12 protein-coding genes are annotated in these 13,103 nt (G+C 65.4%); 8 read left to right on the forward strand and 4 right to left on the reverse strand.

Going from position 1 to position 13,103, the window contains the following annotated elements; all coding sequences use genetic code 11:
• Position 1: 1 nt before the first annotated feature.
• Together C404_RS32920 and C404_RS32925 are read right to left on the reverse strand one after the other, a co-directional pair.
• Positions 2-2,224 carry a xanthine dehydrogenase family protein molybdopterin-binding subunit gene (locus tag C404_RS32920; protein ID WP_021192947.1) on the reverse strand — a complete coding sequence of 741 codons (2,223 nt, stop codon included), beginning with the start codon at positions 2,222-2,224 and terminating at the stop codon, positions 2-4.
• Positions 2,221-2,685, reverse strand: a complete 465-nt coding sequence (locus C404_RS32925; protein ID WP_021192948.1) for a (2Fe-2S)-binding protein — start codon at positions 2,683-2,685, stop codon at positions 2,221-2,223. The genes C404_RS32920 and C404_RS32925 overlap by 4 nt, the downstream gene beginning before the upstream one ends.
• A 135-nt stretch (positions 2,686-2,820) precedes the next feature.
• Between C404_RS32925 and C404_RS32930 the strand changes: the two genes are divergently transcribed.
• The 8 genes from C404_RS32930 (at position 2,821) to C404_RS32965 (ending at position 11,878) form a co-directional block, all read left to right on the forward strand.
• Positions 2,821-3,714, forward strand: a complete 894-nt coding sequence (locus tag C404_RS32930) for a LysR family transcriptional regulator (protein WP_021192949.1) — start codon at positions 2,821-2,823, stop codon at positions 3,712-3,714.
• 261 nt (positions 3,715-3,975) lie between these two features.
• Positions 3,976-4,887: an amidohydrolase family protein gene (locus C404_RS32935; RefSeq protein ID WP_021192950.1), complete on the forward strand. Its 912-nt coding sequence runs from the start codon at positions 3,976-3,978 to the stop codon at positions 4,885-4,887.
• A gap of 28 nt (positions 4,888-4,915) precedes the next feature.
• Positions 4,916-5,839, forward strand: a complete 924-nt coding sequence (locus C404_RS32940) for an amidohydrolase family protein (RefSeq protein WP_021192951.1) — start codon at positions 4,916-4,918, stop codon at positions 5,837-5,839.
• A 63-nt stretch (positions 5,840-5,902) separates the two neighbouring features.
• Positions 5,903-7,294: a UbiD family decarboxylase gene (locus C404_RS32945; protein ID WP_021192952.1), complete on the forward strand. Its 1,392-nt coding sequence runs from the start codon at positions 5,903-5,905 to the stop codon at positions 7,292-7,294.
• Positions 7,291-7,938, forward strand: a complete 648-nt coding sequence (locus tag C404_RS32950; RefSeq protein ID WP_021192953.1) for a UbiX family flavin prenyltransferase — start codon at positions 7,291-7,293, stop codon at positions 7,936-7,938. The genes C404_RS32945 and C404_RS32950 overlap by 4 nt, the downstream gene beginning before the upstream one ends.
• Complete coding sequence (locus C404_RS32955; protein WP_021192954.1) at positions 7,935-9,047, forward strand: CobW family GTP-binding protein; 1,113 nt, start codon at positions 7,935-7,937, stop codon at positions 9,045-9,047. The genes C404_RS32950 and C404_RS32955 overlap by 4 nt, the downstream gene beginning before the upstream one ends.
• 79 nt (positions 9,048-9,126) lie before the next feature.
• Positions 9,127-10,470: a nucleobase:cation symporter-2 family protein gene (locus C404_RS32960; RefSeq protein WP_021192955.1), complete on the forward strand. Its 1,344-nt coding sequence runs from the start codon at positions 9,127-9,129 to the stop codon at positions 10,468-10,470.
• A 19-nt stretch (positions 10,471-10,489) separates the two neighbouring features.
• Entirely contained in the window at positions 10,490-11,878 is a 1,389-nt protein-coding gene (locus C404_RS32965; protein WP_021192956.1) for an amidohydrolase family protein, read from the forward strand.
• A 4-nt stretch (positions 11,879-11,882) separates the two neighbouring features.
• Here C404_RS32965 and C404_RS32970 read toward each other — a convergent pair whose 3' ends face one another.
• Together C404_RS32970 and C404_RS32975 are read right to left on the reverse strand one after the other, a co-directional pair.
• Positions 11,883-12,395, reverse strand: coding sequence for a GNAT family N-acetyltransferase (locus C404_RS32970; protein ID WP_021192957.1), 513 nt, complete (start codon positions 12,393-12,395; stop codon positions 11,883-11,885).
• Entirely contained in the window at positions 12,392-12,973 is a 582-nt protein-coding gene (locus C404_RS32975) for a flavin reductase family protein (protein WP_021192958.1), read from the reverse strand. The genes C404_RS32970 and C404_RS32975 overlap by 4 nt, the downstream gene beginning before the upstream one ends.
• Positions 12,974-13,103: the final 130 nt, after the last annotated feature.

Raw genomic sequence — 13,103 nt, forward strand, 5'->3', positions numbered from 1 at the left:
GCTATGCCTGCAGGTCGAGCTTGAACGGCGTCTCGCGCTGGCGCTTGCCGGTCAGCCGGAAGATGGCGTTGGCAATGGCCGGAGCCACCGGCGGGTTGGCCAGTTCGCCCACGCCGCCCGGCTTGTCAAGATTGCCGTCCACCACCACGATCTCGATGGCGGGCATGTCCGACATGCGCATCACCGGGTAGTCGTGGAAGTTGCTCTGCTGCACCGCCCCGCCCTGGATGTCGATGCGATCAAACAGTGCATGGCCGAGACCCCACATCAGGCCACCATAGAGCTGTTCTTCCACGCCGGTGCGCGAGACGGCCAAGCCGACGTCCGCCACGCAGGTGAGCCTCTCCACCACCACGCGGCCATCCTTGCGCGCCACCTGCGCCACCACGGCGATGTAGCTGTCATAGGCCTGGTGCGTGGCCACGCCCAGCGCGTGCCCGTGAGCAGTCTTTCCCCACCCGGCGCGCTGTGCGGCGGTGCGCAGCACCTCCACATGGCGTGGGCGGTCAGCCATATGGGCAACGCGAAATTCCACCGGATCGCGCTTGGCCGCCGCGGCCAGTTCGTCCATAAAGCTCTCGGTGGCGAACACGTTGGGGATAAAGCTGACCGCCCGGTACCAGCCCGTCGGGATGCCCGTTTCGTGGCGCACCCAGCCGATGTCCATGTGGTTGGCGCGGTACGGAAAATCCCACTTCGAGATGGCCTCGGTGGTGCTGTAGTCCATGCGGTCGGGCCGGTCGAAGTAGCCAGGCTCCCACTGCTCGGGGGAGGCAGGAGACACCGCGCGGATGCGCAGCGCATCCAACCTGCCCTGCGCATCGAGCGCGCCTTCAAGCTGGTGATACGTGGCCGGATGGCCGTACAGCGCGCGCATTTCGTCTTCGCGGCTGTTCATCAGCTTGACGGGCACGCCGGCCTTCTTGGCCAGATAGCTCACCTCGAACAGCCAGTACTTGCTCTCGCGCGCGCCAAAGCTGCCGCCGGACACCATCTCGTGCAGCACCACCTTGTCGCGCGGCAGGCCGCAGATCGTCTCGGCCGCTTCCATGGCGGTGGACGGCACCTGGATGCCGCCCCAGTACTGGATCGTCCCGTCCTTCAACCACGCGGTGATGTTGACGGGCTCCAGCGGGTTCTGCTGCTTGTAGGGCATGCGGTAGGCCGCGTTGATGCGCTTGGCGCCGTGCGCGATTGCCGCATCCGTGTTGCCGGCCTGTACGGTATGCACCACGCGGGCCTTGCCACTGGCGAGCCACGCCGCCTGATGCGCGGCGACATGGCCGCTGTCGAAATCGGCGAAGGCGCTGTCGTCCCACTCAACCTTGAGTGCGGCGCGGCCTTTGTTTGCGGCCCAGTAGTCGTCGGCCAGCACGGCCACGCCTTCCTGGTTGCCGCCCAGCACGTCAGACCGCAGCGGGATCGTGATGACCTGACGCACGCCGCGCACCTTCAGCGTCTCGGCGCTGTCGATATGCCGCACGCGCGCACCGGGCATGGGGGCACGTTGCACCACCGCCACCAGCATGCCGGGCAACGCCACGTCGATGCCGTAGTGGAACCGGCCCGTTGCCTTGGCCAGCGCATCGCGCTTGTGGCGCAGCTTCCCGATGTATTTGAAGTCCGCCGGGTTCTTGAGCGCCACGTTGGTAGGCGCAGGCAGGCGGCCTGCCGCGTCGGCCAGTTCGCCATAGGTGGCCTTGCGGCCATCAGCGTTGCAGATGACGGTGCCGTCCGTCGTGCTGCAACTGGCCACCGGTACGCCCCAGCGTTGCGCCGCAGCGCTCACGAGCATCGCGCGTGCCGTGGCACCGGCTTGCCGCAGGCGCGTGTATTCGAGCGACACGCTGGTGCTGCCGCCGGTGGAATACACCTTCCAGATCGGGTGGATGTAGTCCTGGAAGAACGGATCTTCCGGCGTGATGACGGCGATGCGCATCGGGTCCACATCCAGCTCTTCCGCCACGCAGGCGGCGAGCGCGGTTTGCGTGCCAGTGCCGGAGTCATGCTTGTGCACGACGATCTTGACCGTGTTGTCCGCCAGCACACGCACCCAGGCGTTGGGCTCGAACTCGCCGGCAGTGGCGTCCTTGCCGGCGGCCAGCGCATCCGGCAGGCGAAAGCCAACCGCCAGCCCAGCCGTCAGCAATGCGCTCTGTTGCAGGAAACGGCGGCGCGAGGGCGCGTCGGGCATCGGTGCAAGGGGTTCACGCGGCGCGTTCATGCCTTGCCTCCCTCGTCGGCGGCGCGCTTGATGGCTTTGCGGATGCGCCCATAAGTGCCGCAGCGGCAGATGTTGCCGGCCATGGCATTGGTGATGGCTTCATCGTTGACGGGGCTGCCAGAAGCCAGCAGCGCCGCTGCCGACATGATCTGCCCCGACTGGCAGTAGCCGCACTGCGGCACGTCTTCGGCCACCCAGGCACGCTGCAGCGGGTGCGTGCCGTCCTTGGACAGCCCTTCGATGGTGGTGATCTTGTGCCCGGCCGCCACCGATGCCGGCGTGATGCACGCGCGGATCGGCGTGCCATCCAGGTGGACCGTGCAGGCCCCGCAGAAGCCGCCACCGCAGCCGAATTTGGTGCCGGTCAGCTTGAGCCGGTCGCGCAACACCCACAGCAGGGGCATGTCAGCGTCGGCATCATCCAGCGCATGGGGGGTGCCATTGACCAGAATGTCGGTCATTATTGTTTCCTCCAGAAACCGGGCCGTCTTGTGCGGCCGCTACTGGCCGCAATATGAAGCCGCGCCCCGGCACCCCGCCAGCGACGATTTCTGCCGGACCATGTAAGTCGAACTAACAGCCAGCCAACCGCCGCCATGTACAAGCGTTATCCGTCGATCCAGTCGATGCATGCCTTCCTGCAAGCCGCCCGCACCGGCAGCTTTACCAAGGCCGCGCAGCAACTGGACTTGACGCACAGCGCCATCAGCCAGCAGATCCGGTCTCTGGAGGAGTTCATTGGCCAACCACTGTTTGTGCGCGAGGCCGGCGGCATCGTGCTGACCGATGCCGGCCAGCTCTTCGCCAGCATGCTCACCGACGGCTTTGGGCAGGTAGACCGGGCGCTGTCTTCCGTGCGCAACCGGCATGTACCGCAAACGTTGATCATCGATGTCGACAGCGAACTGGCGCAGGGCTGGCTCAACGCGCGGCTGCCGCAGTTGCTGGCAGCGCTGCCGGGGTATCAGGTGATGTTCCTGTCGACCACGCGCGGCGAGCGGCCCTCGTTCGAGCGGGTGGATGTCTCGCTGCGCTACGGCTACGGTGAGTGGGACGACTGCGAGATGGCACCGATCTGTGGTGACCACGTCACCGCCGTGGCTGCGCCGGCCCTGCTGGAGCGACATGGTGTGCAGGCGCCGCTGGCGCCGTCGGCGGTGATGACGCTGCCGCTGCTGGGCTATACGCGGCGCTCGTGGATTCCTTGGCTGGACGCGGCCGCGCTGGAGCCGCTGGAACCCGCCGTGGTGGCCGCCTTCGACAACGCGGCCAACATGGTTGCCGCGGCTGAGGCCGGCATCGGCGTGGCACTGGTGCGCGGCCTGCTGGCTGCCGATGCACTGCAGCAAGGGCGACTCGTGCAGTTGACGGACGTGGCCATCCCGGCGCACTACAACTTGTATGCCGTCTGGCAACGCGGCCAAGGCGAACGTGCGCAGGCCGTGGTGAACGCAGTGCAGCAACTCGCACGCGACACGCTGGGCGGCTGAGCCGCCGCTTTTCTCCTCCCCACTCCTCCCCCGCGTTGCCGATATCGGCAACGTATCAAGACCGCCGCCAAATAGTATTGGCCGGCCCCCGGCCCCGACTCCGATACTGCGCCCCAAGCAGCACGCATCCGGCATCAACGCGAATCAACGCGATCCGGCGAGGGGAAGGCACACGCCTAGCAAAGAGCGCCGCGCTGCAGGACGTGCCTGCCCTCACCGGGAAGCCATCACGCTTCCTCCCAGTCATCAGGAGATCCAACGATGATCATCGACATCAGCTGCTACCCCACCGACCTGGTGGACCTCGCGTGGTGGCACGACGGCGACCCCTTTACCGGCGAGCGCCTGCTCGAAATGATGGACGGCCCTTACATGATCAACGGCAAACCACGCCGTATCGACAAGGCCTTCATCCAGCCACCGCAGGGCAACACCATTTATACGTGGACGGACGGCGAGCTCACGGGCCGCGAGTCCATCGACGCCTACATGGCGTACACCCTCAAGATGGTGCAGACGTATCCGGACCGCTTCATCGGCTGCTTCGTCTACAACCCGCGCTGCGGCGTGCAGAACGGCGTGGAAGCCATCGAGCGCTACGTCAAGGAGCACGGCTTCAAGATGGTCCAGATGCAGGCCAACATGCACGCCTACCGGCCCGACCGCGCGCTGGACTGGGTGATGCCGGCCTTCGAGAAATGCGCCGAGCTGGGCGTGCCCGTCAAGCTGCACACGGGTGACGGCCCTTACAGCATCCCATCGGAATGGATTCCGATGATCAAGCAGTTCCCGAACGTCGATTTCATCATGGCGCACTTCGGTGTGCAGACCGGCGGCGTGTACGTGTTCGAGCCGATGCAGTGGGCGATGGAACTGCCCAACGTGTATTGCGAATCGGGCTGGTGCCTGCAGTCGCGCATCGTCGAATTTGCCAAGGTGCTGCCCAAGCACAAGATCCTGTTCGGCACCGACACGCCCCCCAACGAGCCCGGCATGTGGCTGCGCCTGCTGGAAGTGCTGTGCATGGACCCGCCGCAGGGCCTGAACCTCGATGAAGACACGCTCGAGGATTACCTGGGCAACAACATCGCCCGCATGATCGGCCTGGAGCCGACCCGTCCGCCCAAGACCGTGGCCGAAGCCGAAGCGCAGCTTGCGCTGGCTGCTGCCTGAGCCACCGCAGACCGCACGGAGCGCACACATGATTATCGATACCCATCTGCACCCGACCAACCTCGTTGACGAGGCCTGGCGCCACACTGGCACGCCCTTCAACGGCGAGCGCATGATCCAGCTGATGGATGGCCCCTACATGATCAACGGCAAGCCGCGCCGCATCGACATGGGCTTCATCCAGCCGCCGCCGGGCAACACTGGCTACCGCGACGGCAACCGCCGTGGCCGTGAAGGCATTCGCGACTACATGTCGTACATCGCCGAGCTCACACAGAAGTACCCCGACCGCTTCATCGGCAACTTCACCTACAACCCGCGCTGGGGCCCGGAAAACGGCGCAGCGGAGCTGGAATTCCACATCAAGGAATACGGCTTCAAGATGGTCAAGCTGCACGCCAACATGCATGGCTACCGCCCCGACCGCGCACTGGACTGGCTGCGCCCGGCCATGAAGGTCTGCGCCAAGTACAACATCGTGGTGCTGATCCACACCGGCGACGGCCCGTACACCATCCCGACGATGTTCTACCCGATCATCCGCGAGTTCCCGATGGTGAACTTCATCATCGGCCACTTCGGGATCCAGACCGGCGGCAACTACTCGTTCGAGGCGTTCTGGATGGCGATGGACACGCCCAACGTGTACTGCGAATCGGGCTGGTGCTTCCAGTCGCGCATCGTTGAGTTTGCGAAGCAGCTGCCGCGCGACAAGATCGTGTTCGGCACCGATTCGCCGCCCAACGAGCCCGGCATGTGGCTGCGCGAGCTGGAGGTGCTGTGTTCGGCGCCGCCGCAAGGGCTGGGTATCGACGAGGACCACCTCGAAGACTATCTGGGCAACAACATTGCGCGACTGGTCGGCATCGAGCCCACCAAGCCGCCCAAGGACCTGGCCGAGGCGGAACTGCGCCTGAAGTCGACCTACGTCCAGACAGCAGAAGCGGCCTGAGCGCCGATCCCGCGGGCGCCGCGCCTCTGTGGTGGTCGGCGCCCGCCTCTAGCGAGGTGTGCCATGAGCATGACCCGGCTTGGCGAAGGCCAGGATTTCCACGTCTTCGCCAATCTCTATCGCGAGCTGTATCCCGATGATGTGCTGACCCTGCACAACGGTGTTTCCGCCGATCAGGATGTCACCGCCGTCATCGACCAGCTTGCTGCGCGCAACCGCCACCCCATGCTGGTCTGCGAGCAGGTCAGCGGCCTGCAGGTGCCGCTGGTCACCAACGTCTTTGCCTCGCGCACCCGGTTGGCACGGTTGTTCGACGTGCTGCCGCATCAACTGCACGACGCCTTCCAGGCGCGTGCCAATGCCCCCATCGCACCGCGTGTCGTTTCACACGGCCCCATCACCGACGAAGTGATTGAAGGCGATGCGGTGGACGTTGCGCTGCTGCCGATGATCAAGCACTTCGAGAGCGACCGCGCGCCCTACGTCACCAACGCCATCATCGTGGCCGAAGATCCGGTGACGGGCGTGTCGAACATGAGCTATCACCGCTCGATGCGCCACGCGCGCAACGCACTGGCCACCAGCCTGCACTCGCGCGGGCACCTCTGGCGCATGCTGCAGACCGCGCGCGAGCGCGGCGACGTGCTGCGCGTGGCGATGGTGGTGGGTGCGCACCCGCTGTTCATGCTGGCCGCCGCTGCGCGCCTGCCCTTCGGCGCCGACGAGCGTGCCGTGGCTGGTGGCCTGCTTGGCGCGCCGCTCGATATCGTGCGCACGCCGCGCTACGGCATCGGCGTGCCGGCGGCGGCGGAGTTTGTGCTGGAAGGCACCATCGACCCGGCTGCCTATGCGGAAGAAGGCCCGTTCGGCGAGTTCACCGGCTACTCATCAGACCGCTCCACCAACAACGTGCTGCGCATCGATGCACTGATGCGCCGGCGCGACGCATGGCTGGTCGACGTGGTGGGCGGTCAATACGCGGAGCACCTCACCTTGGCCCGCCTGCCGCGCGAAGCCGAGATGAGCGAGAAGCTCAAGGCGCGCTTCCCGTCGGTCACAGCGCTGCACTACCCGAACTCCGGCACGCACTTCCACTGCTACGTGGCGCTCAACCCGACACGCGACGGTGAGGCACGTCAGATCATGCTGGCCCTGCTCGGCTGGGACCCGTACCTCAAGACCGTGATTGCCGTGGATTCGGATATCGATCTGCAGCAGGACGAACAGGTGCTGTGGGCCATGGCCACGCACTTCCAGCCGCATCAGGATCTGTTCATGATCGATGGCCTGCCGGGCAGCCCGCTTGATCCGTCGTCGTCGGTGCACGGCACGACATCGCGCATGGGCATCGACGCCACGCGCGGCGCCAGCTTCGAGGGCATCCGCGCACGCCTCGATCCGGCCGTCATTGCACGCGCCAGCGACATCCTCCGCCAGACAGGAGTGCAGTCATGAACGCGCGCAACCTTCAGCACCTCCGCCCCGCGCCCCCGCGCATGGTGGTCGGCATCAGCGGCGCGTCGGGCTTTATCTACGGCGTGCGTCTGCTGGAGCTGCTGCGGGCGCTGGAGGTGGAAACGCACCTCGTCGTCACACGGTCCGCCTTGCTGACGATGACGCACGAAACGCCGTACAAGCTGGCCGACGTGATCGACCGCGCCTCGCATTACCACCGGGCAGACGACATGGCCGCCGGCATTGCCAGCGGATCGTTTCGCGCGCTCGGGATGATCGTGGCGCCGTGTTCGATGAAATCGCTGGCGGAAATCGCCACCGGTGTCTCGTCGAGCCTGCTGACACGCGCGGCGGACGTCACGCTCAAGGAGCGCCGTCCGCTCGTCCTGATGGCGCGCGAGACGCCATTCACGCTGGCACACCTGCGCAACATGCAGGCCGTCACGGAGATGGGCGCCATCGTCGCCCCGCCCGTGCCGGCCTTCTATGCAAGACCCAATACGTTGGACGACATGATCGACCACACCCTCGGCCGCGTACTCGACCTCTTCGGGCTCGATGCCGGCACCGCCCTGCGCTGGGGCGAACACGCCTTACCAACCTTAGTCCGCACCCCACCCACGATTGACAAGGAGTCCGTATGACCACCCATGCCCACCCGAACGCCGTGCTTCCCGGCCCGAACACCAAGATCCCGGTCACCATCCTGACCGGCTTCCTGGGCGCCGGCAAAACCACGCTGCTCAACTACATCCTGCGCGAAAACCACGGCCGTAAGATTGCCGTGATCGAAAACGAATTCGGCGAGGTCGGCATCGACGGTGGCCTGGTGATGGCCTCTGAAAACGAGGAGATTTACGAGATGGTCAACGGCTGCGTGTGCTGCACGGCCGAAGTGCGCGAAGACCTCGTACGCATCGTGCGCCAGCTCGTTGCACGCCCTGAGCGTCTGGACCACATCCTGGTGGAAACCAGCGGCCTGGCCGATCCGTATCCGGTGGCACAGTCGTTCTTCATCGACGACCCGATCGCCGAGCACGTGGAGCTGGACGCCATCGTCACCATGGTCGACGCAAAACACATCGGCGCGCATCTGGACGACCTGCAACTGGACGGCGTCGACAACCAGGCCGTCGACCAGATCGTCTGCGCAGACCGCATCGTCATCAACAAGGTGGACCTGGTCGATGCCGAAGCCGTCAACGCGCTGCGCGGTCGCGTGCGCGGACTGAACGCCACGGCCGACATCGTCACCTCCAGCTATGCCGAGATCGACCTGAACAAGATCATCGGTGTGGGCGCGTTCGAAGCAACGCAGAAGCTGCTGGAGATCGGTGCCGAGGCCAACCATGGCGACCATGATGAGCATCACGATCATGGCCACCATGATCACGACCACGAGCATGTTCACGCCGATGCGCATGACCATGACCACGAGCCCGACCACCAGCACGACCCAAGCGTCAGTTCGGTGGGTTTTGACGTACCGGCCGACGTGGACCTCGCCCGCTTCCATACCTGGATCGAAGCCCTGCGCAACGAACAGGCGGAAACGCTGTTCCGCATGAAGGGCATCCTGGCCGTGCAGGGCCAGTCGCAGCGCTACGTGCTGCAGGGCGTGCACAGCCTCATCGACTTTCGCGCGACGCAGCCCTGGGGCAGCGAAGCGCGCAGCAGCAAGATCGTCTTCATCGGCCGCGACCTCGATCGTGCGGCCCTGCAGGACGGTTTCAACGCATGTCTGGCGGCGTGAGCATGCCATGACGTGACATCCCCCTGACCCGCGGGCAGCCCCTGGCATGCCCCGGGCATGACAACGATAGGAGACAACCATGACAACAGCCGTACACCCGGTCGACCAGATTCTGTCGACCCGACAGATGTTGACGCTGGGCTTGCAGCATATGGCGGTGTCGTACATCGGCGCCATCGCGGTGCCGCTGATCATTGCATCGGCACTCAAGATGTCGCAGGCGGACACCATTGTCCTCATCAGCACCACGTTGTTCTGCTCGGGGATCGCCACGCTGTTACAGACCATCGGGTTCTGGAAGTTCGGGGTACGGTTGCCGATCCTGCAGGGGGTCGCGTTCAGCAGCGTGGGGCCGGTGATTGCCATCGGCACCAACCCTGCCGTAGGTTTCGCGGGCGTATGCGGTGCGGTCATTACGGCCGGTCTGTTTACGCTGCTCGCCGCACCGCTGGTGGGGCGGCTGCGGCGATTTTTTCCACCGGTGGTCACGGGCTGCATCGTGACCGTCATCGGCCTGCAGCTCTTTCCGGTCGCCTATGACTGGGTGGGTGGAGGGCGCAACGCCGCCAACTTCGGTGCGCCGCTGTACCTGATGGTCGCCGTTGTCGTCGTGCTCACCATCCTACTCATCAACCGCTTCGGCACCCCACTGCTGCGCAACCTTGCTGTGCTGATCGGCATGATCGTCGGTACGTTGCTCGGCTGCGCCTTGGGCATGGGCGACTTCCACGGCGTGGCAGATGCGCCGTGGGCCACGCTGCCCGTACCGTTCCACTTCGGGATGCCCATCTTTGCCCTGGTGCCGGCGCTGACCATGATCGTGGTGATGATCGTGCAGATGGTGGAATCGATGGGCCTGTTCCTGGCCATCGGCGACATTGTCGAAAAACCCATCCAGGAAGAAGAAGCCATCAATGGCCTGCGCGCCAACGGCCTGGCCAGTGCCATTGCCGGCATGTTTGCGGCCTTCCCGTTCATCGCGTTCATGGAGAACGTCGGGCTGGTGGTGCTCACCGGCGTACGCAGCCGCTGGGTGGTGGCCGTGAGCGGCGTGCTGATGTGCCTGGTGGCGCTGGTGCCCAAGGCAGGCGCCGTGATTGCCGCCACGCCGCCGGCCGCGCTGGGCGGTGCCGGTATCGCCATGTTCGGTGTGGTGGCCGCTGCGGGCATCCAGACGCTGGCCCGCGTTGACTATGAAGAGAACCGCTACAACGTGCTGATCGTGGGCTTCACGATTGCAGCCGCACTGATCCCGGTGCTCGCCCCGGCGCTGTTCAAGCAGATGCCCGACTGGGCGCAGCCGTTCCTGCACAGCGGCGTGGTCATCGCCTGCCTGGTGTCGGTGGCGCTGAACCTGCTGCTCAACGGTACCGAAGAAGCGCACGTGCCATCCAACATCGTGCGTACGGCTGGCCGTGCCTGACTTTCCACTGGACACCTCCATGCACAACACGCCTCAAGACATCCTGATCCGCCGCCCCGTGGCCGTCATGACCGGCCTGCGTGGCGACGCGGCGCGCGCGGGAGCCGTCGACATCCGCATCGTCGGCGGCCGCATCGCCGAGATGGCCCCCGACCTCACGCCCCGCCCCGGCGAGCGCGTGATCGACGCCAGCGATTGCCTGGTCTACCCCGGCTGGATCAACACGCACCACCACCTGTTCCAGAACCTGCTCAAGGCCGTGCCGGAAGGCATAAACCAGGACCTGCAAGGGTGGCTGGCCAGCGTACCGTATCCGCGCCTGCCGCTGTTCACGCCAGAGCTGATGCGCACGGCTGCACGCTTGGGCATGGCAGAGCTGCTGCTGTCGGGCGCCACCACCTGTGCTGACCACCACTACCTCTATCACGCCAACGGCGGCACCGAGTCGGGTGACATGCTGTTCGACGTGGCTGACGAGTTCGGCATGCGCTTCGTGCTGTGCCGCGGTGGTGCGGTTGAATCGGCCAACAGCCACCCGGGTTTCTCGAAGACGGCGCTGCAACCCGAGACGTTCGACCAGATGGTGGCCGACATCGAGCGGCTCAAAAATCGCTATCACGACGACGCGCCTGACGCGATGCGCCGTGTGGTGGTCGCACCGACCACGCCCACCTTCTCGCTGCCGCCCGCGCTGCTGGTAAAGATGGCACACGTGGCACGCGCCATGAACCTGCGCATGCACACGCACTTGTCTGAGACCGACAACTACGTGCGCTTCTGCCGCGAGAAATACAACTGCCTGCCGGTGGAGTTCGTGGCCGAACACGAGTGGCTGGGGCCGGACGTCTGGTTTGCGCACATGGTGCACATGCAGCCGGCGGAGATCCGCATGCTCGCGCAAACCGGCACCGGCGTCGCGCACTGCCCGGTCAGCAACAGCCGGCTGGGCAGCGGCATCGCGCCGGTGCCGCAAATGGCCGCGGCCGGCGTGCCGGTGTCGCTGGGGGTGGACGGCGTAGCGTCGAACGAATCAGGCAGCATGACCGGCGAGGTCAACACTGCGTGGCTGATCCACCGCGCCGCACAGGGCGCCAGTGCCACCACCGCCGAAGAGGTGATCCACTGGGCCACGGCCGGCGGTGCGCGCGTGCTGGGTCTGGGCGAAGTCGGCACGCTGCAGGTCGGGCAAGCCGCCGATCTGGTGCTCTACGACATCAACCACCCGCGCTTCTACGGCTTCCACGACCCGGCGATCGCACCCGTGGCGGCCGGCGAGCCCATCACCGTGCGCACCAGCATCATTGGTGGGCGTGTGGTGGTGGATGAAGGTGTGGTGTGCGGGCTGGATGTGGCGAGCATCCGCGCGCAGGCCAGCCAGGGCGTGGCTGACCTGATGGCATGCGCTTGACGGATCAGGTGTCGAGCCGCAGCGCCATGTGTTCTTCGTCGTAGAAGCGCTCTCCGACACGCATGGCGCGGCGCTCGACGCCGAAGGTTTCGAAACCCGCGTTGCGATATAGCTGTTGCGCACGCGGGTTTTCGGCGTTGACGCACAGTTGGATTTGCAACACGCGTGTGGCACGCGCATGCGCAATTGCGGCGTCCAGCAGCCTGCCCGCAATACCGCCCCGCCGGTGCGCGGGGTCTACAAACACGCCCCACAGCACGGCCTTGTGCGTAACCTGCGCGAGCGGCTCGCGGCGCAGCCCGGCAATGCCAATCAACGCGGGTCCCACAAACGCACCGAACACGATCTGGTGATCGGTCGTGCGGATGCGGTTGCGCGTTTCCTCCAGCGTGCGTCCAGACTCCTCATCGTGCGTCGGCCAGATGGCGGTTGGTGCATCCTGAATCGCCTTTAAGCGCAGCGCCTTGAACGCTTCGGCATCCTCGTCGCTCAACGGGCGGATGGCGATGTCGCTCATGGCTGTTTGGCTTCCACGTTGAATGCGTCGCCCGTTTCAAAGAAGGCTCCGCCTGCGAGGTAGTGCACGGTCTTGCTGCCGGCATCGGTGAAGTGCCAGCGCCCGTTGCTGAACAATGCGGGGTCGGCCCAGGCGGCGGTCACTTCTGCAATGAAAAGGTCGTAGCGCTTTTCGTTGTGTGGCTCGGGAATGACGCGGCATTCCAGCCACGCTGCGCAACCGGCCACCAGCGGCACGTCGATGGTGCGGGCGGGCGTGGTGGCGATGCCTAACGCATCGAACTTGTCGCCATCGCGGCCGGTGAGCGTGCCGACGGTCAGTGTTGTTTCGGCAATTGCGCGGGTGGGGATGTTGAGTGCGAACACGCCAGACGCTTCGATCAGCTCGCGTGTGAGTGTGCGGCTGTCGACTACCAATAGCACCTTGGGTGGGTCGAAGTCGAGCGGCATCGCCCAGGCGGCGGCCATGATGTTGCGGACGCCGTTGTGGGCGGTGCTGACCAGGGTGGTCGGGCCGTGGTTCAGGAGGCGGTAGGACTTTGCCAGCTCTACCGGGGCTAACGTGATGGGGGTGGACATGAGGGCAAAGGGCGACTTGGGGGAGGCGTCATCATAGGGCAACGCTATTGGATGTGCTGGTTGCGGCCATGCCCCTCTTTTTTTTTTGGTGTTGGTGCATCCCTTGTTTCATCCCCTGCCGGGGCTGACT

Origin of the sequence: Ralstonia sp. AU12-08 (genome assembly GCF_000442475.1) — a bacterium.
GTDB lineage: Bacteria > Pseudomonadota > Gammaproteobacteria > Burkholderiales > Burkholderiaceae > Ralstonia > Ralstonia insidiosa.